Source organism: Martelella mediterranea (assembly GCF_004342225.1).
Taxonomy (GTDB): domain Bacteria; phylum Pseudomonadota; class Alphaproteobacteria; order Rhizobiales; family Rhizobiaceae; genus Martelella; species Martelella mediterranea_B.
In genome coordinates this window covers 69,142-92,944 of record NZ_SMAR01000006.1, presented here as the reverse complement: position 1 = coordinate 92,944, position 23,803 = coordinate 69,142, and the positions used below count along the sequence as shown (strand labels likewise).

At 56.2% G+C, this 23,803-nt stretch carries 19 protein-coding genes and 1 pseudogene; 10 read left to right on the top strand and 10 right to left on the bottom strand.

Going from position 1 to position 23,803, the window contains the following annotated elements; translation table 11 throughout:
• Window position 1: 1 nt before the first annotated feature.
• The 3 genes and pseudogenes from EDC90_RS06045 to EDC90_RS06035 all read right to left on the bottom strand — a co-directional run.
• Window positions 2-1,705, bottom strand: coding sequence for an ABC transporter permease (locus EDC90_RS06045; RefSeq protein ID WP_165972754.1), 1,704 nt, complete (start codon window positions 1,703-1,705; stop codon window positions 2-4).
• 7 nt (window positions 1,706-1,712) lie between these two features.
• Window positions 1,713-2,675, bottom strand: coding sequence for an ABC transporter substrate-binding protein (locus EDC90_RS06040; RefSeq protein WP_207903852.1), 963 nt, complete (start codon window positions 2,673-2,675; stop codon window positions 1,713-1,715).
• 440 nt (window positions 2,676-3,115) lie between these two features.
• Window positions 3,116-4,333 (bottom strand): annotated as a pseudogene (locus EDC90_RS06035) (ubiquinone biosynthesis hydroxylase); the annotation flags it as partial.
• Between the two features lie 111 nt (window positions 4,334-4,444).
• On the opposite strand from EDC90_RS06035, the gene tesB reads away from it, so the two are divergent.
• The 6 genes from tesB to xth all read left to right on the top strand — a co-directional run bounded on the left by tesB (window position 4,445) and on the right by xth (window position 12,175).
• Window positions 4,445-5,347, top strand: a complete 903-nt coding sequence (gene tesB / locus EDC90_RS06030; RefSeq protein WP_132309609.1) for an acyl-CoA thioesterase II — start codon at window positions 4,445-4,447, stop codon at window positions 5,345-5,347.
• A 272-nt stretch (window positions 5,348-5,619) separates the two neighbouring features.
• Entirely contained in the window at window positions 5,620-5,970 is a 351-nt protein-coding gene (locus EDC90_RS06025) for a P-II family nitrogen regulator (RefSeq protein WP_165972753.1), read from the top strand.
• Window positions 5,971-5,992: 22 nt separating this feature from the next.
• Complete coding sequence (amt, locus tag EDC90_RS06020) at window positions 5,993-7,321, top strand: ammonium transporter (protein WP_132309605.1); 1,329 nt, start codon at window positions 5,993-5,995, stop codon at window positions 7,319-7,321.
• Window positions 7,322-7,539: 218 nt separating this feature from the next.
• A complete protein-coding gene (locus tag EDC90_RS06015) occupies window positions 7,540-10,203 on the top strand; it encodes an FtsK/SpoIIIE family DNA translocase (RefSeq protein WP_132309671.1) in 2,664 nt (887 codons plus the stop codon).
• A gap of 355 nt (window positions 10,204-10,558) precedes the next feature.
• Window positions 10,559-11,293, top strand: coding sequence for an outer-membrane lipoprotein carrier protein LolA (locus EDC90_RS06010; protein ID WP_165972758.1), 735 nt, complete (start codon window positions 10,559-10,561; stop codon window positions 11,291-11,293).
• Window positions 11,294-11,371: 78 nt separating this feature from the next.
• Complete coding sequence (xth, locus tag EDC90_RS06005) at window positions 11,372-12,175, top strand: exodeoxyribonuclease III (protein WP_132309603.1); 804 nt, start codon at window positions 11,372-11,374, stop codon at window positions 12,173-12,175.
• A 6-nt stretch (window positions 12,176-12,181) separates the two neighbouring features.
• Here the strand turns inward: xth and EDC90_RS06000 are convergent, their stop codons facing one another.
• The 5 genes from EDC90_RS06000 to EDC90_RS05980 all read right to left on the bottom strand — a co-directional run bounded on the left by EDC90_RS06000 (window position 12,182) and on the right by EDC90_RS05980 (window position 16,651).
• Complete coding sequence (locus EDC90_RS06000) at window positions 12,182-12,871, bottom strand: ceramidase domain-containing protein (RefSeq protein WP_132309601.1); 690 nt, start codon at window positions 12,869-12,871, stop codon at window positions 12,182-12,184.
• 32 nt (window positions 12,872-12,903) lie between these two features.
• Window positions 12,904-13,770 (bottom strand): SDR family oxidoreductase, encoded by an 867-nt coding sequence (locus EDC90_RS05995; RefSeq protein WP_132309599.1) that lies wholly within the window; start codon window positions 13,768-13,770, stop codon window positions 12,904-12,906.
• Window positions 13,761-14,900 carry a tRNA epoxyqueuosine(34) reductase QueG gene (queG, locus tag EDC90_RS05990; protein WP_132309597.1) on the bottom strand — a complete coding sequence of 380 codons (1,140 nt, stop codon included), beginning with the start codon at window positions 14,898-14,900 and terminating at the stop codon, window positions 13,761-13,763. The genes EDC90_RS05995 and queG overlap by 10 nt, the downstream gene beginning before the upstream one ends.
• Window positions 14,901-14,956: 56 nt before the next feature.
• On the bottom strand, window positions 14,957-15,649 hold the full coding sequence (locus tag EDC90_RS05985) for a glutathione S-transferase family protein (RefSeq protein ID WP_132309595.1): 693 nt from the start codon (window positions 15,647-15,649) through the stop codon (window positions 14,957-14,959).
• Between the two features lie 147 nt (window positions 15,650-15,796).
• Window positions 15,797-16,651: an undecaprenyl-diphosphate phosphatase gene (locus EDC90_RS05980; protein ID WP_132309593.1), complete on the bottom strand. Its 855-nt coding sequence runs from the start codon at window positions 16,649-16,651 to the stop codon at window positions 15,797-15,799.
• 289 nt (window positions 16,652-16,940) lie between these two features.
• On the opposite strand from EDC90_RS05980, the gene EDC90_RS05975 reads away from it, so the two are divergent.
• Window positions 16,941-18,227, top strand: a complete 1,287-nt coding sequence (locus EDC90_RS05975; protein ID WP_132309591.1) for a lytic murein transglycosylase — start codon at window positions 16,941-16,943, stop codon at window positions 18,225-18,227.
• A 33-nt stretch (window positions 18,228-18,260) separates the two neighbouring features.
• Here EDC90_RS05975 and EDC90_RS05970 read toward each other — a convergent pair whose 3' ends face one another.
• Both EDC90_RS05970 and EDC90_RS05965 read right to left on the bottom strand, forming a co-directional pair.
• Window positions 18,261-18,749 (bottom strand): ClbS/DfsB family four-helix bundle protein, encoded by a 489-nt coding sequence (locus EDC90_RS05970; RefSeq protein WP_165972752.1) that lies wholly within the window; start codon window positions 18,747-18,749, stop codon window positions 18,261-18,263.
• Between the two features lie 142 nt (window positions 18,750-18,891).
• Window positions 18,892-20,532: an MFS transporter gene (locus EDC90_RS05965; RefSeq protein ID WP_132309587.1), complete on the bottom strand. Its 1,641-nt coding sequence runs from the start codon at window positions 20,530-20,532 to the stop codon at window positions 18,892-18,894.
• Window positions 20,533-20,830: 298 nt separating this feature from the next.
• Here EDC90_RS05965 and rimP point away from each other — a divergent pair, with 298 nt between their 5' ends.
• From rimP to EDC90_RS05950, 3 genes are read left to right on the top strand one after another with little or no spacing between them, the layout of a single operon-like run.
• Window positions 20,831-21,433: a ribosome maturation factor RimP gene (rimP, locus tag EDC90_RS05960; RefSeq protein WP_132309585.1), complete on the top strand. Its 603-nt coding sequence runs from the start codon at window positions 20,831-20,833 to the stop codon at window positions 21,431-21,433.
• A 49-nt stretch (window positions 21,434-21,482) separates the two neighbouring features.
• On the top strand, window positions 21,483-23,129 hold the full coding sequence (gene nusA / locus EDC90_RS05955) for a transcription termination factor NusA (protein ID WP_132309583.1): 1,647 nt from the start codon (window positions 21,483-21,485) through the stop codon (window positions 23,127-23,129).
• Window positions 23,130-23,146: 17 nt separating this feature from the next.
• Window positions 23,147-23,791 (top strand): RNA-binding protein, encoded by a 645-nt coding sequence (locus tag EDC90_RS05950; RefSeq protein WP_132309581.1) that lies wholly within the window; start codon window positions 23,147-23,149, stop codon window positions 23,789-23,791.
• Window positions 23,792-23,803 lie beyond the last annotated feature (12 nt).

Here is a 23,803-nt window from a genome sequence, read left to right as displayed (position 1 = left end):
GTCACTGGCCTTTCCGGTTTCGAAGGCTGTTGAGGTAGTTTCCAAGCGTGATGAAACTGCCGGAAATCACAACCGAGACAATGCTCATCGCCATGGCAATATTGACGGAGCCCTGGTCGAACTGGTGGAACACGAAGGTGGATACCGTCTGGAAGCCCGGCGGCGTCAACAACAGCGAGGTGACAAGCTCGCGCGAGGCGATGGCGAAGACGATGAAGCCAGACGCCAGCGAAACGCCGAGAAGGGCCGGGCCATTGACGCGCCAGATTACACCAAGATCGGTCGCGCCGTAGACAATCGCAGCATCCTGCATCGACATTGGCAATTGCCTCAACGTGCTGGAAATCATCCGCACCGGATAGGGCAGCATGATGCAGGTATAGGCCAAGAGCATCACCCACCAGGTGTTATACGGCGTCCACGGCCAGAAGGCCTGGTTCCAGACGAGGATCAGCCCGACGGCCACCGTCATCGCCGGAATGGCGTTCGGCAGCGTCATCAGAAAATCGAGCGGTCCGGAAAGCGCGTTACGCCAGCGCACGATGAAAAACGCGGTCAGAATGCCGATCACAACCGTCACAAGCGCTGTGACGGTGGCCAGTTCCAGACTGGTCAGGATTGCCGCCTGCGCCTCGCCATGACTGGTAAACAGCGTGACGAAGGCCGAGAAATTGAGATTTGAAAGCGTAAGCCCGGCTGACATGCGCTGCATCATCGCGCTGGCCATGATGGAGGCCAGTGGCAGGAAGACGGCAATAATGGCCAGTGCTGCAAGCACGAAGTGGCCGAGAATGGTCCAGAGCCGGTTCCATTGCGAATGCCGCGCTTCGGCCTGCACTTCGTCGACGCTTGTCGTCACCTGTTGCGTCATCCGCATGTGAAACAGATAGGCGCACAGCGCGATCGCAATCAGGATCAGCGAGAGGACCGAAGCGCCCGGCAGGTCGATGGGCCAGTCTGTGAGCTTTTCATGAATATAGGTCACGACAAAATCAAGCCCGGCCCGGCGACCGAGAATTTCGACGGATCCGAATTCTTCCACGGACAGGATGAAGACCAGAAGATTGCTGGATACGATGGCCGTGGCAATGAGTGGCAGGACGATGCGTATGAGACGGCGAAACGCACCGGCGCCATAAAAGCGGGCCACCTCTTCATAACGCTGGCCGACGATCTGCAGCGCGCTGGATGTGGTGAAATAGACGACGGGAAAAAGGTTCAGCGCCATGACGGCGACGATGCCGGCAAAACTGAACAGAAAGTCGGAGACATTGAAGCCGAAAAGCTGCTCAAGAAAGCCGTTGCGCTGGCTGAGCTGGATCCAGGCAAAAGCGCCGGTAAACGGCGGAATGAGAAAGGGGATGAGGAACAGCACATCCCAGACCACGCCGCGCCGCCCGAGCTTGACCCTGATCAGGGCTGCAAAAAGTGCAATTACGGTTGAGGCGGCACAGACCGAAAGCGCCAGCGCGACCGAGTTGAAGACCGCTGACACGAGGCGCGGGTCTGCCAGATGGGGAACGAAATTACTGAAGGCGCCTGTGAAGGACAGTTCGTTGAACTTCGGGAAGACGGCAAACAGGATGATAGCGATGATCGGCAGGGCGACGACGAGAAAGGCAATGCCCATCGTCGTGTAAAAAAGGGAGGCGCGAATGGCGCCTCCGTTCTGGTTTGGCACCGACTGGTGCTGATCGGCTGGCATCGGACCTTTACTCGACCGCTGCCTTGAAAGATGCCTTGGTTTCGTCGGCGTCAGCCGCTGCCTGAACATAGTCGAAGTCGATCAGGTTCAGCTCGTCCCAGCCGGGGCGCTTTGCCGCGATATCCGTACGGGCCGGCAGGATCAGTCGGTCGGCCACCAGCTTCTGGCCTTCGTCGGACAGCACGAAGCCGACGAACTGCTTGGCTTCATCGGCCTGATCGGTCGATTTGGGGATCATGATCGGGCGCGGCGCAAGCACCGTGCCGCTTTCGGGATAGACCACTTCGATGGCCTCGCCCTTTGCCTTCTGGCCAAGTGCGATATAGTCGACTGCGCCGAAGACAACGCCGCGTGCGCCGGAAAGAACCGGGTTCAAAGCTGCAGCATTGGCGCCGGGGATGATCATGCCGTTGGCCTTCAGATCGGCAAAGAGTTTCCATGTTGCATCGGCATCCTGGCTGGCAAGGCCCTGAACCAGCGTCAGCGCGGAACCGGATGCCGTCGGATCGGGCATGGTGACCATGTCATAATAGGCTTCGCCCGTCAGGTCGCTCCATTCGGCAGGCGCGGGAAGGTCCATCGAGGTGTTGTAGGCAATCGCGATGGCCGCAGCGCCCTGCGCCACGTAATCGTCCGTCTTCAGCGAGCCCGGAACGGTTTCTGCGTTGGGCGAGGTGTAGGCCAGCAGATCGCCCGCTTCGCTCAGGTTGATCGCGTGTCCCCAGGATGCGGAGATCAGCACATCGGCCTGCGGGTTGGCCTTCTCGGCCTCATAGCGGGCCATGACCTTGCCGGAGTTGGACTGGAACAGGTTGACCTTGATGCCGGTTTTGGCGGTGAAGGCTTCAGCGAGTGCGGCGGACAGGGGTTTCGGGCCTGCGCTGTAGACCGTAAGGTCAGCGGCGGAAACGGCGGAGGCTGCTGTTGCGGCCATCAGCGCGACGATCGAAGTCTTGAGCATGCGGATCATAAATCAGCTCCTGTGAAGGGAAGTTTTGTCTCGGGAATTTTCGGGCCAAATGCATCGGGAATATGCTGAACGCCGCTGTCGCCAGCAACCGGAGACGAAAACCAAATTCGTCAAAAATGTCCCATTTTTCGGGACGTTAGGCGCCGCACTTATCACTTTTTTGCTACAGTTTTTTGACGGTAAATTGAATGTTTTGCTATAATATCAGTCTGTAGTATGGACATTTTGTCGAGTGCCACTTTTGCCGGGCGAGATAGGTCATCGTCTGAACTGTGCCACAAAACGCAACGATCTAGACGGAATATTCTTCACTTTTGGTGTGTCGCTCAATCTGCTTCGGTGGCGTGCGTGCGCGATACAGGCACGACCCTATGAACGGCCTTGGCAAAGCGATGGCTGACTTGTCTTTTTCGTTCACTTTATGCAGGAAAACCGGGTGGCTACAGCAATTCGCCTTCGAGAAGCTTCGGCATCTCGCGGGAGGTGCGTCCTGCGGCCTCTTCAATGAAGTAGCGCTTGAGGCCTGGCATGCGGTCAACGAGACCGAGGCCGACATCGCGCGCCAGTCTGAGCGGGCCGATGTCATTCGAGAACAGCCGGTTCAGGATGTCGGTTGTCGCGCCCATACGCACCGTGTCGAAGCGCCGCCAGATCTGATAGCGCTCCAGCGTGTCAAAAGCTCCGATATCAAGGCCCATCCGGTCAGCTTCGACGATGGTCTCGGCCAGTGCGGCAACATCCTTGAAGCCGAGATTGAGGCCCTGGCCTGAAATCGGGTGAATGCCGTGGGCCGCATCGCCGGCAAGCGCCATACGCGATGCAATGAATGAGCGTGACAGCGTGAGGCCGAGCGGAAACGCCTTGCGGCCCCCGGCAAGCGTCAGCTTGCCAAGGTGATGGCCGAACCGCCGCTCCAGCTCGAATTCAAAAATCATGTCGTCGCTGTTGACCAGGCGTTCGGCATCTGAGGTGCGCTCGGTCCAGACCAGCGACGAGCGATTGCCGGTGAGCGGCAGTATGGCGAACGGGCCAGCTGGCAGAAAGTGTTCTTCTGCCCGGCCATTATGCGGGCGTTCGTGCTCCACAGTTGTCACAATACCCGACTGGCCATAGTCAAATTTTACCGTTTTGATGCCAGCCATGTCCCGCAGGCGCGAGCGCACGCCGTCACAGGCGACCACAAGGCGTGTCTCAAAAACGTCGCCGTCCGCCAGCGTGATCTTCGCGTTGCCGCCTTCATCTGAAAAGGCTGTCACGGCGGCATTATGACGGATTTCAATGCCCAGCTCTTCTGCCGAGCGGCGCAACGCCCGCACCATTGCTACATTGGGTATCATATAAGCAAACGGTTTTGCGCTTTCGCGACTGTCTGCAAAGGTCAGAAATACCGGCTTGACCGGTTCGCCGGTTTTTGAGTCGGTTACGATCATGTCGTTGATCGGCTGCGCCTCCGGCTTGATTTCATCCCACAGACCAAGAGTTTTCAGCATGTTTACCGCAGCATCGATCACTGCAGATGCGCGCTGGTCTTTCTCCCAGACATGTTCAGGAGCGGCCTCCATCAAGACGATATCGAGGTGTGGCGCCGATTTTTTGACAGCAACCGCGACGGACAGGCCGACATAGCCGCCACCGACAACGATAATATCCTTCATCTTGCGCTCCCTTTGCCATGTTTCGGCGCGCGAAACCGCCGATCTCGATTGAAGGCATCAAAGCTGTTATATCGCGATGCCATACTCAGTTCGATATATAGGGAACATAGATAAATGTCACAGGTCAAAGGCGGCGAAAGCGGCAAGGCTCTGGCAGAATTGCTTGACCTGGAGCGTCTTGAGCAGAATCTTTATCGCGGTGAAAGTCCCGTAACGACCTGGCAGCGTGTGTTCGGCGGGCAGGTCGTGGCGCAGTCGCTCGTTGCTGCCCAGCGAACAGCGCCTGATTCTTTTTTCGTACATTCGCTCCATGGCTACTTCATGCGTCCGGGCGACACCGATGTTCCGATCATCTTTCAGGTGGATCGTTTGCGTGACGGGCGAAGCTTTCTGACCCGAAGCGTGCGAGCCATTCAGCATGGTCAGCCAATTTTTCAGATGACGGCGTCCTTCCAGTGCGAAGAAACCGGTTTCGATCATCAGTCGGAAATGCCCGATGTGCCACCGCCCGAAGCGCTTAGTGCCAGCGATATGTCCGGTGAGGACGAGCGTATTCCCGCGCCGATCCGCAATTACTGGAAGCGTGAGCGGCCCATTGAAATCCGTCCGGTCGATATGGAGAGCTTTCTCTGGCGCAAGACGCCCGGCACGTCTCAGTCGATCTGGATGCGTGCCAATGGCGATTCACCCAAGAGCCGGGCCTATCAGACGGCATTTCTGGCCTATATGTCGGATATGACACTGCTGGATGCGACGCTTTATGCGCATGGCCGTTCCGTCTTTTCCGATACGGTGCAGGTGGCAAGTCTCGATCATGCGGTCTGGTTTCACCGGCCTTTCGATACAGGCGACTGGCTGCTCTACGTCCATGAAAGTCCGTCGGCCAGTAATGCGCGCGGTCTGGCTTTTGGAAAGATTTTTACACGCGATGGCGCGCTTGTCGCCTCCGTTGCTCAGGAGGGACTTATCCGTGAGCGCGATAATGTTCGTCCCTTCTACCTGAAGAATGTCGACTGACGGTGTCTGCAATGCCAGATTCCGGAAGATGTGGTCCATTCGGGCATTTGCATATTTTTTGTGCAGTTGCTGCAAAACGCGCAGAAATGCGGCCAAACTGAGATCAGTCTTTTTCCTGAAATGTGTGTCGCTAATAAAAAGTAAATAAAATCAATAAGATGTTTATTTTAAACGAATCTGGCACGGACTTTGTATGTAGGGGTTAGGCCGCTGAAGAATTCCTTTGCAGGCGGTATGGAGAGTCGGCTCTTAAGGCCGAGGACAAACAAAGGATGGGAAACCAGATGAAAATTGTGATGGCCATCATAAAGCCGTTCAAGCTGGATGAGGTGCGTGAGGCCCTCACGGCTGTCGGCATTCAGGGCCTGACTGTGACCGAAGTGAAGGGTTACGGCCGGCAGAAGGGGCATACCGAGATCTACCGCGGTACGGAATACGCCGTCAGCTTTCTTCCCAAGCTGAAGATCGAAGTGGCGGTCTCTGCCGATGTCGTTGAAAAGGCGGTTGAAGCAATCGCTTCTTCAGCAAAAACCGGACAGATCGGTGACGGAAAGATCTTCGTATATTCTATCGAGCAAGCCGTGCGTATCCGCACCGGTGAAACCGATTCCGAAGCGCTGTAAGACAGCAGGGGGTAATCAGTCTATGTCTTCCAAACTTAAACTATTTGCGGGCGCCACTGCGATTGCTGCAGCTTCGTTTGCCCTTCCCGCGCTTGCGCAGGAGGAGACGATCATCGATCTCACCACCGCGACGGGGGTATCCCCGGCCACGCAGGAAATCTTCAATACGCTTCTTTTTCTGATTGGCGGCTTCCTGGTTATGTGGATGGCCGCAGGCTTTGCCATGCTGGAAATGGGCCTGGTGCGCAAGAAAAACGCTTCCATGCAGGGGCTTAAGAACATCGCCCTTTATTCCGTAGGCGGCATCATGTTCTGGTTCACCGGTTACAACCTGATGTACTCAGGCGTCGATGGCGGTTTCATGGGCACATTTGGCCCTTACGTCTTCCCGGGCCCCGGCCTTGATGACGGCTCCGCCGGCTATTCGGTCGCTTCCGACTGGTTCTTTCAGATGGTTTTCTGCGCGACCACCGCTTCGATCGTTTCCGGTACGGTTGCCGAACGTATCAAGTTCTGGCCGTTCATCATCTTCACCGTCATTCTGACCGGTATTCTCTACCCGATCACCGGCTCGTGGGAATGGGGTGCAGGCTGGCTCGACGGCATGGGCTTCTCCGACTTTGCCGGCTCCACGCTCGTTCACTCCGTTGGCGGCTGGGCAGCCCTTGCCGGTGCCATCGTTCTTGGCCCGCGTGCAGGCAAATATTCGCCGGATGGCACGGTTAACCCGATGCCGGGTTCAAACATTCCGCTGGCCGTTCTGGGTACCTTCATTCTGTGGCTCGGCTGGTTCGGCTTCAATGGCGGTTCGCAGCTTGCGCTCGGTTCGATTGCCGATGCCGGTGATGTCTCCAAGATCTTCGTCAACACCAACCTGGCCGCTGCTGCCGGTGCCGTTGTTGCGATGATCCTGCTGCAGATCATCTACAAGAAGGTCGACGTAACCATGGTTCTCAACGGCGCTCTGGCCGGCCTGGTTTCGATCACGGCTGAACCGCTGACTCCGACTGTTCCGATGGCTCTGTTCATCGGTGGTATTGGTGGCGTCATCGTCGTCCTCGTTGTTCCGCTTCTTGACAAGCTGAAGATCGATGACGTTGTCGGTGCGATCCCGGTTCACCTTGTTGCCGGTATCTGGGGCACGTTCATCGTTGCTGCCACGAACTCCGATGCTTCCTACGGCGTTCAGCTGATCGGTATCGTGGCAATCGGTGCCTTCACCTTCATCGCATCGCTGATCGTCTGGTTCATTCTGAAAGCCATCATGGGTATCCGGGTTTCGCCGGAAGAAGAAGCCGATGGTCTCGACAAATCTGAAGTTGGTGTCGAAGCCTATCCGGAATTCATGTAATTCCAGTTTACTGAGCGCCTGCATTGCAGGCTCTGCGAAAGCCCGGTCACCATGCCGGGCTTTTGTTGTTTTTGCCGCTCTGTCACGTCGGTTCAGGATGGTTAAAGAGGTTTTAACTCCTCGCTGTTAGCGTTGCTTTAGAAGTCTGTGTTCTGTGACCGGATATCCGGCGGTGCACAGCAGTGTCTGAACGTGATTTTTCAATGAGTGAGATGAGTATGGCTGCCTCGACGGATCGCATGGGAAACAAGAATGACGGAACATTTTCGTTTACCGGGTTTCTCCGCCGTCAGGTTGCGGCGCTGATGGGATTTGCGTTGTTTCTGGCGCTTTGCCTTGCCGTGGCGGCGCTGGCGACATGGAATGTCGATGACCCCAGTGGTTCGAACGCAACGGGCCGGTTGCCGACCAATGTTCTGGGCTATCCCGGAGCGAATTTCGCTGATGTGGTCATGCAGGCTTTCGGGCTGGCCAGTGTCTTTGCCTTGCTGCCGGTTCTCTCATGGGCTCTGGCGCTGATCACCGGTCGCCCGGTTTATCGTAAACCCTCTCGCTTTTTCGCCTGGATTGGTGCCGCTGTGGTCACCGCCGCAGTTCTTGGCTGCTTTCCCGCACCGCCAACATGGCCGTTGCCCAATGGTCTGGGCGGTGTTTCAGGTGATCTGATTCTGCGTTTTCCGGCGCTGTTTCTGGGGCAGTATCCGTCCGGCATCGCGGCGATGGTCATTGGTGGTCTCTTTGCCGTTCCTGCGCTTTGGCTGCAGCTCTATTCAGCCGGTTTGCTGGTGCGGTATCCGAAGATTGTCGAAGAAAAACCGAAGCGCTCCGTCGATGATGAGGATATCGGTGTGCCATCGGTTGCAGATCTTTCCGATGAGCGCGAAAGCCGGTTTTCTATCGCACCGCTGATCGGCCATATGGCGCATTTCTGGCTGATTACGAAGGCAAGGCTGAATCATATTTTTGCCCGCCGCCGTGCAGAAGACGAAGAGGGCGATTTCGAAGAGCCTTATGATTTTAACGAGGAGCGGTTCGACAGGCTGGACGACAACAGCAACCTTCCGCCATGGCAGCGGCGCGGCGAACCCAGCCTTGTGGATCCGGATTATCAGTCTGCCAGCGATTATGCACCGTCAGCAACTGCTTTTGATTATGGCGCGGATGATGACGACGATGAGTTCTCCTATAGTGCTGATGACGATCTGCCGGAAGGTGTTTTGAGCGCGGATCTGGATCAGCCGCGGGCGCGACAGGAGCAAACGCGTGGACCGGTCGTGGCATCGCAGGCACCGCCACTCAGGCCCGGTGCGCGTGTTATGCGCGATGCACAGGCCTCACTTCTGCCGGAAGATGGCTTTCAGATTCCCTCTGTTGAATTGCTCACCGAGCCGAAGGGGATTGCGCGCGATAAGGCGCTGTCCAAGGAGACACTGGAAGAAAATGCCCGTGCGCTTGAAAAAGTGCTGCAGGACTTTGGTGTCAAAGGCGAGATTATTCATGTGCGCCCCGGACCCGTGGTCACGCTCTACGAACTCGAGCCGGCGCCGGGCATTAAATCCTCCCGCGTGATCGGGCTTGCCGATGATATTGCTCGTTCCATGGCCGCGATTTCGGCGCGTGTTGCTGTTATTCCGGGCCGGAATGCCATCGGCATCGAACTGCCTAATCCCAATCGCGAAACCGTGTTCCTGCGCGAAATCATCGCCAGCGAAGGGTTTGAAAATTCCAAGGCCAAACTGGCTATGGCGCTTGGCAAGACGATCGGCGGCGAATCGGTCACGGTCGATCTTGCGAAGATGCCGCATCTGCTGATTGCCGGCACCACCGGTTCCGGTAAGTCCGTTGCGGTCAACACCATGATCCTGTCACTGCTTTACCGGATGACACCGGAGCAATGCCGTCTGATCATGATCGATCCTAAAATGCTGGAGCTTTCCGTCTATGATGGCATCCCGCATCTTCTTTCCCCGGTCGTAACGGACCCGAAAAAGGCGGTTGTGGCGCTGAAATGGACCGTGCGCGAGATGGAAGAGCGCTACAAGAATATGGCCAAGCTTGGCGTGCGCAACATCGACGGGTTCAACAATCGTGTCCGGCAAGCCAATGAGAAGGGCGAAACGCTGTCAAGAACGGTTCAGACCGGCTTTGACCGTGAGACCGGCGAGGCGATCTATGAAACGGAAGAGTTCGATCTGGAGCCGATGCCCTATATCGTCGTGATTATTGACGAGATGGCCGACCTGATGATGGTCGCAGGCAAGGATATCGAAGGCGCTGTCCAGCGGCTGGCGCAGATGGCACGCGCGGCGGGCATTCATGTGATCATGGCAACGCAGCGTCCGTCCGTCGATGTTATCACCGGTACGATCAAGGCCAACTTCCCGACGCGTATCTCCTTCCAGGTGACTTCGAAGATCGACAGCCGCACGATTCTTGGAGAACAGGGCGCTGAACAGCTTCTGGGCATGGGGGATATGCTGCATATGGCCGGTGGTGGCCGTATTCAGCGTGTGCATGGTCCGTTTGTATCAGATCCGGAAGTCGAAGACGTGGTGGCCTACCTCAAGACTCAAGGTACGCCTGATTATCTGGATGCCGTAACTGCCGATGATGATGAGGAGGGGTACTCTGACGGTGACGGCGGCAGTGCGTCCAATCTGGGTAAGTCTGATGACCCGTATGATCAGGCGGTTGCGATCGTGCTGCGTGACGGTAAAGCGTCGACCTCCTACATTCAGCGCCGTCTTGGCATCGGTTATAACCGGGCGGCAACGCTGATTGAACGCATGGAAGACGAAGGCGTCATCGGCCCTGCGAACCATGCAGGCAAGCGTGAAATTCTGGTGCCAACGGAGCGGGATATCATTGAAGGGACAAATTGAGGTCCCATCTACAGCATCGGCCCGAAAATCGGAATCGATTTTCGGAAAGCACGATGCGTAGTTTCAATAGGGTAGAGCGTCCTTTGTGCATCCGAATGGATGCACGGCGCTCTAGTCACCCGAATCTGAAGTTCGTCTCATTGTTCCGCTTGCTCTGAACGAACATCAGATTCAACGAGGGTGACTAGCAAGTTTATGTTTCCAGTGTGGTTTTCGAATTTGGAATTCGCATTCGAGGTTGCTGCAATAATGAGGCGAATTTCAAATTCACCACACTAGAGTGAAATGCAACGCCGCCATCAAACCGCCGGTTTGGTCTGAGAGTGAAAGATGCGAAAGCATTGAAGGGTTGATGATGAATAACAGTAAGACGACCGTAACACGCCGCAACACTGCTCTTTCCCGACGGGTCCTGCTGGCTGGTGGAATGACAGCGCTCGCCGGTCTCTTTATCCCGGTCTCCGGTTTCGCCCAGCAAGGCGGTGATGTTCCTCTGCCGACAAAACGTGATGGATCCGTGCAGGTGGCGCAGGCGGGTATTCAGCCCTCCGGCGCGCTGGCACAGAAAATTGCCGATCATTTTTCCTCGGTCAAAACCATGACCGGTGATTTTATGCAGTTCGGCCCGCGTGGCGACCAGACCACTGGAAATTTCTATCTGGAAAGGCCGGGCAAGCTTCGGTTCAATTACGATCCCCCATCGACGCTGAAGGTTATTGCCGATGGCAGAAATGTTGCCGTTGGCAATGGCGAGTTGTCGACTTGGGACTTTTATCCTCTGTCACGCACGCCGCTCAGCCTGCTTCTGGCGGACAAGATCGACCTTGAGCATCGTATGGTTCGTGATGTGCAGGAAAACAGCGGCCTGACCTTTATTGTGCTGGGTGACAAGTCGATCTTCGGTGACCAACTGATAACCCTGATCTTTGACAGTAAGACGTTTGAGCTGCGTCAGTGGACCATCACGGACGCACAGGGCAAGGATACAACGGTGATCCTTTCCAATGTGCGTACGGGCGTTCAGTTTGGCCGCTCGGTCTTCCGCATCGACTACAGCGCCATCATGGCCAGCCCTGGTAGTGATAACTGAGTAACGAACGGCCTTTCAGTCCACCAGCGAATCGCCTAAGGCTGATCCTTCCTTTTTTAAAGTCAGGAGGTGGCGGCCTTGGAACTGAAGCTTTCGACATGGAATATCAACTCGGTCCGGCTCAGGATGCCGATCGTTGCGCGTTTCCTTGAAGAACATGCGCCGGATATTCTCTGCCTTCAGGAGATCAAATGCCTCAACGACCAGTTTCCGGCAAAGCCGCTTCGGGAACTGGGATATGAGCATGTCGCCGTTCACGGCCAGAAGGGCTATCACGGTGTCGCGATTGTCTCACGCCTGCCACTCACGGAAAGTTTTTCAACCGATTACTGCACGATGGGTGATACGCGGCATATTTCCGTTGTGTTTGAGGCTGGCAGCAAACGGATCCGGCTACACAATTTCTATGTTCCCGCAGGTGGTGACGAGCCTGATCCTGAGACCAATCCGAAATTCCGGCACAAGCTCGATTTTCTGGAGGAAATGAAAGCGCTCAAGGCCGATCAGGGCGATGGCGTATCGTCCATTCTCGTTGGTGACCTGAATATCGCGCCAGAGGAAAACGACGTCTGGTCGCATAAGCAGCTTCTCAAAATCGTCAGCCATACACCGGTTGAAACGGATGGTCTGAAGGCCGTTGTTTCGGCTGGCAGATGGAACGACCTCATGCGGCTTAAAACGCCGGCAGATGAGAAGCTTTACACCTGGTGGAGTTATCGCGCAAAAGACTGGCGTGCCGCAAATCGCGGTCGCCGGCTGGATCATATCTGGACATCGGACGATCTGGTTCCGGCTTTCAGCCACTTCGATATTCTGACCGATGCCCGTGGCTGGGAAAAACCCTCAGACCATGTTCCGGTCACGGCGCATTTCTCACTCTGATTGCCATCAGTGTATGTCATGCCATCTGGGCGGCAGCGTTTTCACAGCCGCCTGAAGTAGTGTGCCAAGCACAACGGCGTTCAGGATGTGCCAGAGGAAATGTGTGCCCAGTCCTGCCGTCGCAGAGCAGGTGGCCTCATCGATACTGCGGAAAAAGATCGAAACGACAAATACCGCTGTTGCGAATGCAAAATAACGTCCTGCCGGATGTTTCTTCCAAAGAGCAACAACAGCGCCCAGCGCCATGGCAACCATGGCCGGAGCATATTGAAGCGAGCCATTGAGTGGTGCAGGCCCATCACCGGAACCAATGAGGCTGGCGAGATAGGTGATCAGAACGAAACCGAAGAGCGTTGCCACCATATAGCCGATCGTGTCGAACACCTTGCCATGGGTGACACGCACAAACAGCAGCAGGATATAACTGAAGAAAAACAGCCAGATCGGTATGACATCAAGCGCGCCGGAAAGCGGTGTTGCCAGCGTGTGAAACAGAAAAGAACCAACGCCGATGATGCCCACAAGTGCAATCACCGTCAGCTCCAGAATACCGCGTCGCGGACGCTTCCATGCTGTGGGCCACGCCAGCAGGGCGGCGATGATGAAGGCAAGATTGGTCAGCGCATTCACCGGTTCATTCCAGAAGCCGGCAGCGGTGCGCTCACAATAAATGTCGATGAAGTTTGCAGTGTCCATGCGATGGCTTTCCCCGGCAGCGTGGTGATCAGTCAGTAGGTCTTCATATCCCACATTTGTTTCAGCGATTGCCGGTAATTGGGAAATTCGAACTCGTAGCCGAGTTTGCGGATTTTGGTATTGCTGACCCGCTTGTTCTCGCCCCAGAAAGAGCGAGCCATTGGAGACATGTCCGCATCTTCAAAGTCGACTGCCGGTGGTGGCTCAACGCCCATCAGCCGTGCGGCTTCCTCAATGACATCCTGCGGTGGCGACGGCTCGCTATCGGTAAAATTGTAGATCCCACAAAACTCCTGCTCCGCCAGAAATGCGGCCGCATAGCCAATATCTTCAACACGGATCCGGTTGAAAACCTGCCCTTCTCGGATAACCCGGCGGGCTGTGCCGTCCTGCAATTTGCGAAAGGCGTTGCGGCCCGGACCGTAAATTCCCGAAATCCTTAAGAGAGCGACCGGCAAGCCATGCTTCCTGCCCACTTCCAGCCAGCGCTGTTCTGTCTCATATCGTATGCGCGAACGCGAAGATGTTGGCTTGCACTTGGTCGTTTCGTCGATCCATAGCCCACCATGGTCGCCATAAACGCCGACCGTTGAAAGATATCCTATCCATTGAAGTGAGGGGAAATCTTTGCGCGTTGAACCGGCTGCACGGTTCAAAACCGGATCACCATCCGCTCCCGGAGGAATTGACTGGATGATATGGGTGACGGACTTCATTTTCTGACGAAGTGCGGTCTCGATCGTCTCCCCGTCGAAGATGAAGGGTTCAATGCCATCCTTTTCAAGCGCTTTAAGGTTTTCTGCCGAACGCGTTGTTCCGGAAATGCTGGTCGATGAAGGTGCAAGCGCTTTTGCAATAGCCTTGCCGGAATATCCGGCGCCGAAAATCATCATGTGCATAGCATACCCTCCTCGCGCTTCCACTCTTCGGCAACGGATTCATTGTTGTCATAACCGCGCTCGCTGGCCAAGGCCGCGAACTCACGATCAGACAGAAGCCGGGCAAGCGCCCAGACGGCCATGGCCCGAACATCAGGGTCGTCGTCGTTCAGCAGGTCCTTGCAGGGCGCCGCCAGAGAGGCGTCGCCGCTATTTCCCGCGGCAATCAGGCAATTGCGCACAAACCGATTTCTGCCGATACGCTTGATCGGCGAGCCGGAAAAGAACCGCCGGAAAGACGGGTCATCAAGTTGCAGGAATGAGGCGATATCCGGTGCTTTAAGGTCATCACGTGCGATCAGCTTCATTTCTGCTGATTTCTGCGCGAACTTGTTCCAGGGGCAGGCTGCCAGACAATCGTCGCAGCCATATATCCGGTTGCCCATGGCCTTTCTGAATTCGACCGGGATTTTGCCGTGATACTCAATCGTCAGATACGAAATACAGCGCCGCGCATCGAGTTTGTAAGGGGCGGGAAAGGCATCCGTCGGACACACATCAAGACATGCACGGCACGAGCCGCAATGGTCCCTTTCGGTATCGTCCGGCGGCAGGTCTTCGCTTGTGAAGATGGATCCAAGGAAAAGCCATGATCCAAACCGGCGGCTCACAAGATTGGTGTGTTTTCCCTGCCAGCCAATTCCGGCTTTTTCCGCCAGCGGTTTTTCCATCACCGGGGCGGTGTCGACAAACACTTTGACATCTGCCCCAGAGCGGGCGGTAAAGCGCCCGGCCATCTGTTTCAGCTTGCCTTTGATAACATCATGATAATCGCGATTGCGCGCGTATACGGAAATATTGGCGCGATCCTTTTCTTGAAGAAGCGGGCGCGGGTCTTCCTCCGGCCCATAGTTCATGGCCAGCATGATGACGGATCGGGCTTCTGGCCAGAGTTTCAGCGGCGATGAGCGGCGCTCAAAGGTTTCCGCCATCCAAGTCATATCGCCATAATAATCGTTCGAGATCGAACTTTTCAGTGCTGCGGCGGCTTCCGGCATGTCTTCTGCGCGCGTAATCCGGCATACGTCAAACCCATGTGCATGGGCTTCGTCTTTTAAGAAGCGTTTCAGTTTTTCCGCACGCTCGCTCATGAGACATGTCTTTGCTGGTGTGTCGGGTTTTCGCTTCTTAGATGGCCTTTAAAGGCCTAAAAATCCAGATCGGCATAATGAGAAACCGGCACAACGCCACGGACCCGTTCGGCCAGAAGCGGGCGGAATGCCGGGCGCGACTTCAGCCGCTGGTACCATTCCTTGGCCGCGGGAACCTCATCCCAGTTGATCTCACCCATATAGTCCAGCACTGAAATAGCCCCACCTGCTGCGAGGTCTGCATAGCTCATACGCTTGCCCGCCAGCCATTCCCGATTGGCAGCCAGCCAGGCGATGTATTTCATATGCGGGCGGATATTGGCGCGGGCTGCACGCAGGATTTTGGAATCCGGGGCCCCTCCGCCTTTTTCACTGCTCATCTGAAGTTTGTACACGCGCTCCCGGCAAAGCGGGTAGGTCGCATCGTGTTCCAGTTTCAGCAGGAACCATTCCGTCAGCCTGCGAATTTCGGCGCGCTGAAACGGTTCTTCTGCCAGAAGCCGTCGCTCGCGCTGAAGCACGCCATGGGTTTCATCCATGAACTCAGAGATCACAAACGGACCGCAAAGGGCGCGCATATTGTCATCGACATAAACCGGCAGCGTTCCAGCTGGATTGGCAGTCAGAAATGCCTTGCGCTTTTCCCAGGGGCGCTCTTCGATCAGATCGGTCTCGAAAGCGTATTCGCCGATGATCAGGCGCACAAAGCGCGATGCGGCAGACATGGGGTGGTGATAAAGCGTTGCCATTGATCGTCCGAAGTTTAAACAAACCATCAAGCCGCAGGCTGCCTCTCTCAGAATGTGAAAAGCAGGTGCCGGGGGCTTCGGTCATAAGGTTAGACTGTTTCTGCAGTCCTTATAACCTCAGAAGGATTAATGATGGGTGACCGCCCGTCAGACAGGCTGGCCGCCCGCGCTGATGACGCCGGTTGCAAGAAGTGCCAGAAGGGCGGCACCCAGTATAACCCGATAGTAGACGAACGGCATATAGTTCCGGGTTGAGACCAGCCGCAGGAAGAATACGATCACCACATAGCCCACGCCAAAGGCTATCAGCGTCGCCAGAGCCGTCGGCCCCCAGCCGACCGGATTGTCCTCGCCGATACTTTTGAAAAGCTGATAAAAACCGGAGCCGAATACCGCTGGAACAGCCAGCAGGAAGGAATAGCGGGCGGCAGCCTCGCGCGTGTAACCCAAAAGCAGGCCGGCGCTGATCGTGCCGCCGGAGCGTGACACACCGGGAATAAGGGCCATCGCCTGAGCAAAGCCGAAAAGAATGCCATCGCGCCAGCTGAGTTTCTCAAGGCCTACTCGCTTCTGCCCGATCTTGTCGGCAATACCCATGATAATGCCGAAAATGATCAGCATGGACGCGGTGATATAGAGATTGCGCAGGGAGTGCTCGATCGCATCCTTATACATCAGCCCCAGAACCACAATCGGAACGGAGCCGATGATGATCAGCCAGCCCATACGCACATCCGCTATGTCATGCCGACTGGGATCGCCGAGCCTCGCGTTTTTCGACAGCCAGGCACTGGCGATACGCATGATGTCCGACCAGAAGTATACCAGAACGGCTGTTTCCGTCCCGATCTGGGTGATGGCGGTAAAGGCTGCGCCCGGATCTGAGCCAGACGGCAGGAATGCCCCGGCGATGCGCAGATGTGCACTCGAAGAGATCGGCAGAAACTCAGTGAGCCCCTGCAACAGCCCAAGAAATGCAGCTTCAATCCAACCGATACCCATATGCTCGAATGTTCCTGTTTATGAAATCGACGGAGAAGCGTTCATCGAAGGCGCTGATGCGGTATATCGAGGCTGAAGCCTAGCTTCGTCTTCGGCTCTTCCTAGACGATCCTCCGGCGGTTGGAAAGTGAAGACGTATGACGGTGAATGGTGAAAAAGCGTCTGTCTGCCCGCTTTATTCACCGAAGCGTGAACGCCACAGTCGAACTGAAACGGGTTCAAGGTGCTGCGTCTTCATCTTTCAGTAACCATCTTTGCTGAAGATCGCGCGCGAGAAGGAGATTGTTCGATGATCAGGTTTCGCCCGCTTCATGCCGTTCGGTTGATTTGCGCCTTTGCTGCGTTCATGCTCGCTTTTGCGGCGGGGGCCGGTTTTTCCAATGTGGCCAATGCTTATGATCGCGCGACGGTGCAGCAGCAGTTTCAGAACTGGCTGGCAACGGATATGCGCCGCGCTGCACTTCAGTCCGGTGTGTCCGCTTCGGTCTATGATCGTTCCACAAAAGGGCTGACGATTAACTGGTCCTTGCCGGATCTGGTTCCGCCGGGAACCAAACCGCCGGAGCGGCGTGTGCAGACACAGCCGGAATTCTCAGAGCCCGGGCCATACTTTAATGAGAACAATCTGAATTATCTGGCGGTCAAAGGGCGTCAGCTCTACCGTCAGTACAAGCCGGTTCTGGACCAGATTGAAGCACGCTACGGCGTTCCCGGACGTATCGTTCTGGCAATCTGGGGCCGTGAGATGGGCTATGGCGCGGCGGAGGAGAAATACGACATCCTTCAGGTGCTCGGCACCAAGGCGTTTATGACCGGCTCACGCCAGCAGATGTTCCAGCACGAGTTTATCACCGCGCTGAAGATCATCCAGTCCGGTGCCGCTCCGCTGGATAAGCACAAGGCATCCTGGGCCGGCGCTTTCGGGCAGCCGCAGCTGATGCCGAGTAATTTCCTCGACTATGCTGTCGACTTTGACGGCGACGGCAAGATCGATGTGTGGGACTCAGTGCCCGACTCGCTGGCCACGATTGCAAAGCATCTGGCGAGCGACGGCTGGGAACGCGGCCGTGACTGGGGCTATGAGGCTGTGATCCCGGAGAATGTTTCCTGCGCGCAGGAAGGGCCGGACAACGCACGGGCGATATCTGTCTGGGTCAAACAGGGGATCAACCGTGTTTCCGGCAAAACCTTTCCGGCAGAAGAATTGCGTGAGCCAGGCATGATGCTGGTGCCTCAGGGGCGCTACGGCCCGGAGTTTATCGTTACGCCGAATTTTTACGTCCTCAAGAAGTATAACAATTCCGATCTCTATGCACTCTTCGTCGGCAATCTGGCCGATCGTATCCAGTATGGAATGGGCGCCTTCGTTCAGCCCTGGCAACGTACCGGCACATTGCTGCGCTCCGATGTTGCGGATATGCAGCGTAAGCTGATGGGCATGGGTTATGATACCGGTGGCGCGGACGGTCTGGTCGGCTTCAAGACCCGTCGCTCCATTGGCGACTGGCAGATGCGCAACCGTGTAAGCCAGACCTGCTGGCCAACACCGCAGCTGAAGAACGAACTGCTGCGCTGATCCTGGCTGACGCGTGCGGTGCGGTTCCGGCGCTTACCGCGCGGAGTTCAATATCGCGCGGATATAGGTGTTTGCCGAGCGAAAGTGCGATGGTCCCGAGGCTTCTGCATAACGGCCGAGCGTCCATTTACCGGTCCAGCCGTAGACCCCGTCAGTGTAAAGCTCGTGATCGGTCCGGGACGCGATAAACGTTCGCAAATGCTCGCAGGCGGTTTCGAAATCCGAAAGCAACGCGGCCCAGGGCGTGATGTTGGCCTTTGCATAAATCGGGGCGTTATAAGCCTTGAGCTGGTTCCACTTGTACCCTTTGGTCGGTACAAACACTTGCCTGCCGGCAACCCCGTCTTCGTACCAACGGTGGAACATACCCATCCAATGGGTTCTGTGCGCGATGATGCCCTTGATCGTGGCCGGGTCGTCAGGGGCGGAAAAACCGGAACTGTGCTCGTCGACTGCGGCCAGCGTTTTCCCAAGCTTCGTCAATTCCTTGTCGAAGACCGTCAGTAATTCAGTTTTGTTCATTGCTGCTGGCATGCCTCACCAAGACTTAAAAAGGTCCGTGCATGCCTTGATTCCAGTCAAACGGATCCTGCTCATCGACGGGCAGGCGCTGAAAGAGCCGGCATCCGGCGGAGCCTTCGTCCAAAAGCAGTAAGCCGTGTCATCAATGATGCTGATGATGCATATAATACGGGCGATTGAAGACATCATCGCGCGGCGGGATCGCCTGCCGCTCGATCATGCGATGGGTTTCCGGGTGCCCCTTGCCGCGATGCAGGGCGCGCAGCCGGTCGAAATTTTCTGCATCTGCCTGTGTTCTGCGCTGGTTATGCCGGACATAGTCAACCCATGTCGGGGCATGATAGGTCTCGATCCAGACGTCCGGCTCGGCGATGTCGCGCATCAATGCCCACTTGCGCGCACCGTCACGTTTGCGAATGCGCCGGCGCTCGATCATAAGCTTCAGGAATTCTTCTGTATCCTCGCCGTCGATGATAAAGCGGGTTTCAACCACGATCGGGCCGCTTCTCGCGAGGACATCAAGTTGCGGTTCGGGAGCCTGAAAGCGGTTCAGTGGATCGAGATTCAGGCTTTCCAGCGCAGGCATTCTGAAGATGAGACCCGCAAGCACACCGATGAGCATGACGCCAGCCGCCGAGACAAAGGCAATCGTGATTGAGTGGTTCTGGGCGACCTGTCCCCAAAGCCAGCTACCGCCGGCCATGCCGCCAAATGATGCGGTTTGATAGAGCGAAAGTGCCCGGCCCACGACCCAGCGCGGGGTGGTCAACTGCACAACCGTGTTGAACAGTGAGAGCGCCAGAACCCAGCAGGCTCCGGCAAAGAATAGCGCGATACAGTCGAGGAGCATCGAGGTCGAAAAGGCAATTGTTGTTGCCGAGCCGGCGAAAATCAAGAAAGCGACGCGAACAATCCATTCATTCGAAAGCATGTCGCGGATGCGGGCATTGGAAAATGCACCGCCAATGGCGCCGATCCCGAATGCACCGAGCATCAGACCGAAGGTCAGCGGGCCGCCTGCGATCACATCGCGGGCGACGAGCGGCAGAAGGGCCAGAACGGAGACAGACGACAGGCCGAAAATGAACCCGCGCAGAAGCACTTTCAGTATGTTGGGTGACATCACGACATAGCGCAAACCAGCGCCAATGGCCGTCGTCATTTTTTCGCGCGGCAGCGTGCTTTCCGGTGGATGAAAATCCCATCGGTAAATGACCGTCAAAAGCCCGAGATAGCTGAAGGCATTGACGGTGAATGCAGCGGCCGCACCGCCAATGGCCACAATCGTGCCGCCGACAGCCGGGCCGAGGCTGCGGGTGATATTAAAGCCAACGGAGTTCAGAGTCACCGCACCGGGCAGATCCGAGCGTGGGACCATATCACCCACCGATGCCTGCCAAGACGGATTGTTGAGAGCATTTCCGCAGCCGATCAGGAAGGTGAAACCCAAAAGCAGCCAGGGTGTGATCAGCCCGGCAAAGGCGGCAAGCGCCAGCAGGACAGACACGACAAACATGAAGCACTGCGCACCGAGGATGACCTTGCGGCGATTGAAACCATCGGCAATTGCTCCTGCAATCAGCGCAAGTATCATGACCGGCAGGGTGTTCGAAGCCTGAACCAGAGCGACCATGCTTTCGGAACTGGAAATCGACGTCATCATCCAGGCTGCGCCGACATTTTGCACCATGCTGCCAAGATTGGATGCTATGGCTGCTGCCCAGACATTTCGGAAAGTGTTATGGGAAAGCGGTGCAAAAAGCGAAGTTGGAGTGGACGCCATTTGAATCTTCTCTCCCTGATGCCTGTGCCGGAACCGATCGTTTTGAACGTTGCCGAGCGGCATTATATGGCGACTTTTCAGCGAATGCCTATACGGGCAGGTACAAGAAATGACAGGTCTGGCGACTTCTCCAGAGTATTCGGCAAGCGATAAAACTTGCAATCCGTGTGCATTGAGCGTATTTAGGCCTCAAATTCTTGATCGTCAGATGGAGAGTGGGGCCGGTCGGACCCGCTCTTTTTTGTTGGCGTAAACGGCTTTGAAGCCGGGATAACATTCGGGGCAAGCGCTGATACCAATGGCTGAACAGGCAAAAGAAGAACGCATTATCGTTGAAACGGGCATCGACAAGCGCATCGCCGACATGCTCGAGCCGGTTCTGGATGATATCGGTTTCAAGCTCGTGCGCGTGCGGTTGTCGGGTCAGAACGGCCTGACCTTGCAGATCATGGCCGAGCGGCTGGATGGAACGATGTCCGTGGAAGACTGCGAAGAAGTCTCCGTGGCTGTTTCGCCCGTTCTCGATGTCGAGGATCCGATTGACCGTGCTTATCATCTTGAAGTTTCCTCGCCCGGTATTGACCGGCCCATGGCACGCAAATCGGATTTTTATCGCTGGAAAGGGCATTTGCTGAAGTGCGAAACGTCAGTGCTGATCGGCGAACGCAAGCGCTTTCGTGGGCGCATTATCGAAGCCGATACGGAAGGCTTTACGCTTCTGCGTGATGGTGTTGCCTATGGCGAGCCGAATGAAGTGACAATCCCGTTTTCAGCCGTGTCCGATGCCAAGCTGATTTTGACGGATGAACTGATCCGCGATGCCCTGAAAGCTGACAAGCGTGCCAAGGCGCGTGCAGCAAATGAAAACGGCCCGGAAGACGAAGACGGCGCTGAAGAGTGAACATCTGAGAACCGGAACGGTTTTCGTTTTGAACAACGGAGTATGATCAATGGCAGTAAGTGCGAACCGGCTTGAACTGTTGCAGATTGCCGATGCGGTGGCGCGCGAGAAATCCATCGATCGCGAGATCGTGCTGACAGCCATGGCTGATGCCATTCAGAAGGCGGCGCGTTCGCGCTATGGGTCGGACACCAATATCCGCGCCGATATCAACCCGAAGACCGGTGAAATTCACCTTCAGCGTCTTCTGGAGGTTGTTGAAGAGGCCGAAGACTACAACACCCAGATTCCCCTGACCTTGGCATTGGATCGTAATCCGGAAGCCAAGATTGGCGACTTTATTGCCGATCCGCTGCCGCCGATGGATTTTGGTCGTATCGCAGCGCAATCTGCCAAGCAGGTGATTGTTCAGAAGGTACGTGAAGCCGAGCGCGATCAGCAGTTTGACGAATACAAGGACCGCATCGGTGAGATCGTCAACGGAACCGTCAAGCGTGTTGAATACGGCAATGTGATTGTCGATCTCGGTCGCGGCGAAGCAATCATCCGTCGTGATGAGATGATCCCGCGCGAAGTTCCGCGTTACGGCGACCGCATCCGTGCCTATGTCTATGATGTGCGCCGTGAACAGCGCGGCCCGCAGATTTTCCTTTCACGCACGCATCCGCAGTTCATGGTCAAGCTGTTCACCATGGAAGTGCCGGAAATCTACGATGGCATTATCACCATCAAGTCAGTTGCTCGTGATCCCGGTTCCCGGGCGAAGATTGCTGTTATCTCCAGCGATTCGTCGATTGATCCGGTCGGTGCTTGCGTGGGTATGCGCGGTTCCCGTGTTCAGGCTGTCGTCGGCGAGCTTCAGGGCGAAAAGATTGACATCATTCCGTGGTCGGAAGATCCGGCATCCTTCATCGTCAACGCGCTGCAGCCTGCAGAAGTGGCCAAGGTTGTGCTTGATGAAGATGCAGAGCGTATCGATGTTGTCGTACCCGACGAGCAGCTTTCGCTGGCCATTGGGCGTCGCGGCCAGAATGTGCGTCTGGCCTCGCAGCTGACCGGCTGGGATATCGACATCATGACGGAAAACGAGGAATCGGAGCGTCGTCAGAAGGAATTCAACGAGCGCAGCCAGCTGTTCATGGAAGCACTTGATGTTGATGAAATGGTCGGCCAGGTTCTGGCGTCGGAAGGCTTCGCTCAGATTGAGGAAGTTGCCTATGTCGAACTGGACGAGATTTCCTCCATCGAAGGCTTTGATGAGGAAACAGCCGAAGAAATCCAGACCCGCGCACGCGAATATCTTGAGCGTCAGGAAGCTGAACTTGACGAGAAGCGTCGCTCGCTGGGCGTCTCCGACGATTTGCGCCAGATTGACGGCATGACGCTTTCCATGATGGTTGCGCTCGGCGAAGATGGTATCAAGACCATGGAAGATTTCGCCGGTTGCGCCGCTGATGACCTCGTCGGCTGGACCGAACGCCAGAACGGCCAGACAAAGCGGTTTGACGGTATCCTGTCCAGCTTTGCGCTGTCCCGCGTTGAGGCCGAAAACATGGTCGTTCAGGCGCGTCTGGCCGCAGGCTGGATTACCGAAGAAGACCTTGCTGCTGATGCTGGGACTGAAGAAGGCGAAGCTGAAGACGGTGCGGAAGGTGATGCCACTGACAGCGAAGACAACGGTGGGGCTTCTGTTTGAAAACGGGTGGCTCCGGCATGAAGGATGACGCGGCGATGAACGACAGAACCTGTATCGTCACGCGGCAGACCGGCACGCCGGAGACGCTGATCCGCTTTGTGGTCGGGCCTGACGGAAGCGTTGTACCGGACCTGAAACGGGAATTGCCCGGACGCGGATGCTGGGTCACTGCCGAACGCTGGGCCGTCGATCAGGCGGTTGCCAAAAAGCATTTCGCGCGGGCTTTGAAGCAGAAGGTTGAAGTCAACCCAGCGCTTGGTGGCATGGTGGACACCCTGCTTGCACGCCAGCTTTCCGGCATGATGCATATGGCGCGTAAGGCCGGTGAATTTGTCACCGGCTCCTCGAAAGTCGATATTGCGATCAGAAGCGGTGAGGCGCTTGCGGTGTTTCATGCTTCTGATGCTGCGGCTGATGGGGTGCGAAAGCTTGATCAGGCGCGTAAGGCATTTCAGATGATGGCTGAAGAAGAATCCCCGATTCCGGCCTTCAGGCCGTTCAGCACAGACGAAATCGAGGTTCTTTTGCATGAGAATGCGTTTAAACACGCAGCGGCGCTTGCGGGAAAGGCCGGTGAGGGTGTAGTGAAGCGCGCAATGATGCTTGAAAGGTATCGGTCTAAGACCGGAGCCAAAGGAAAAGCCGCGATGACTAACAAATGACGACGTCACGGA

Excerpts from the sequence above, each read along its gene's own strand:
- EDC90_RS06040 (WP_207903852.1), bottom strand. The coding sequence starts at position 2,675 with ATGATCCGCATGCTCAAGACTTCGATCGTCGCGCTGATGGCCGCAACA.
- EDC90_RS06045 (WP_165972754.1), bottom strand. The coding sequence starts at position 1,705 with ATGCCAGCCGATCAGCACCAGTCGGTGCCAAACCAGAACGGAGGCGCC.
- EDC90_RS05975 (WP_132309591.1), top strand. The coding sequence starts at position 16,941 with ATGATCAGGTTTCGCCCGCTTCATGCCGTTCGGTTGATTTGCGCCTTT.
- EDC90_RS06000 (WP_132309601.1), bottom strand. The coding sequence starts at position 12,871 with ATGGACACTGCAAACTTCATCGACATTTATTGTGAGCGCACCGCTGCC.
- EDC90_RS05970 (WP_165972752.1), bottom strand. The coding sequence starts at position 18,749 with ATGAACAAAACTGAATTACTGACGGTCTTCGACAAGGAATTGACGAAG.
- queG (WP_132309597.1), bottom strand. The coding sequence starts at position 14,900 with ATGAGCGAGCGTGCGGAAAAACTGAAACGCTTCTTAAAAGACGAAGCC.
- EDC90_RS06010 (WP_165972758.1), top strand. The coding sequence starts at position 10,559 with ATGAATAACAGTAAGACGACCGTAACACGCCGCAACACTGCTCTTTCC.
- tesB (WP_132309609.1), top strand. The coding sequence starts at position 4,445 with ATGTCACAGGTCAAAGGCGGCGAAAGCGGCAAGGCTCTGGCAGAATTG.
- rimP (WP_132309585.1), top strand. The coding sequence starts at position 20,831 with ATGGCTGAACAGGCAAAAGAAGAACGCATTATCGTTGAAACGGGCATC.
- EDC90_RS05980 (WP_132309593.1), bottom strand. The coding sequence starts at position 16,651 with ATGGGTATCGGTTGGATTGAAGCTGCATTTCTTGGGCTGTTGCAGGGG.
- EDC90_RS05995 (WP_132309599.1), bottom strand. The coding sequence starts at position 13,770 with ATGCACATGATGATTTTCGGCGCCGGATATTCCGGCAAGGCTATTGCA.
- EDC90_RS05985 (WP_132309595.1), bottom strand. The coding sequence starts at position 15,649 with ATGGCAACGCTTTATCACCACCCCATGTCTGCCGCATCGCGCTTTGTG.
- EDC90_RS05950 (WP_132309581.1), top strand. The coding sequence starts at position 23,147 with ATGAAGGATGACGCGGCGATGAACGACAGAACCTGTATCGTCACGCGG.
- amt (WP_132309605.1), top strand. The coding sequence starts at position 5,993 with ATGTCTTCCAAACTTAAACTATTTGCGGGCGCCACTGCGATTGCTGCA.
- nusA (WP_132309583.1), top strand. The coding sequence starts at position 21,483 with ATGGCAGTAAGTGCGAACCGGCTTGAACTGTTGCAGATTGCCGATGCG.
- EDC90_RS06025 (WP_165972753.1), top strand. The coding sequence starts at position 5,620 with ATGGGAAACCAGATGAAAATTGTGATGGCCATCATAAAGCCGTTCAAG.
- EDC90_RS06015 (WP_132309671.1), top strand. The coding sequence starts at position 7,540 with ATGGCTGCCTCGACGGATCGCATGGGAAACAAGAATGACGGAACATTT.
- EDC90_RS05965 (WP_132309587.1), bottom strand. The coding sequence starts at position 20,532 with ATGGCGTCCACTCCAACTTCGCTTTTTGCACCGCTTTCCCATAACACT.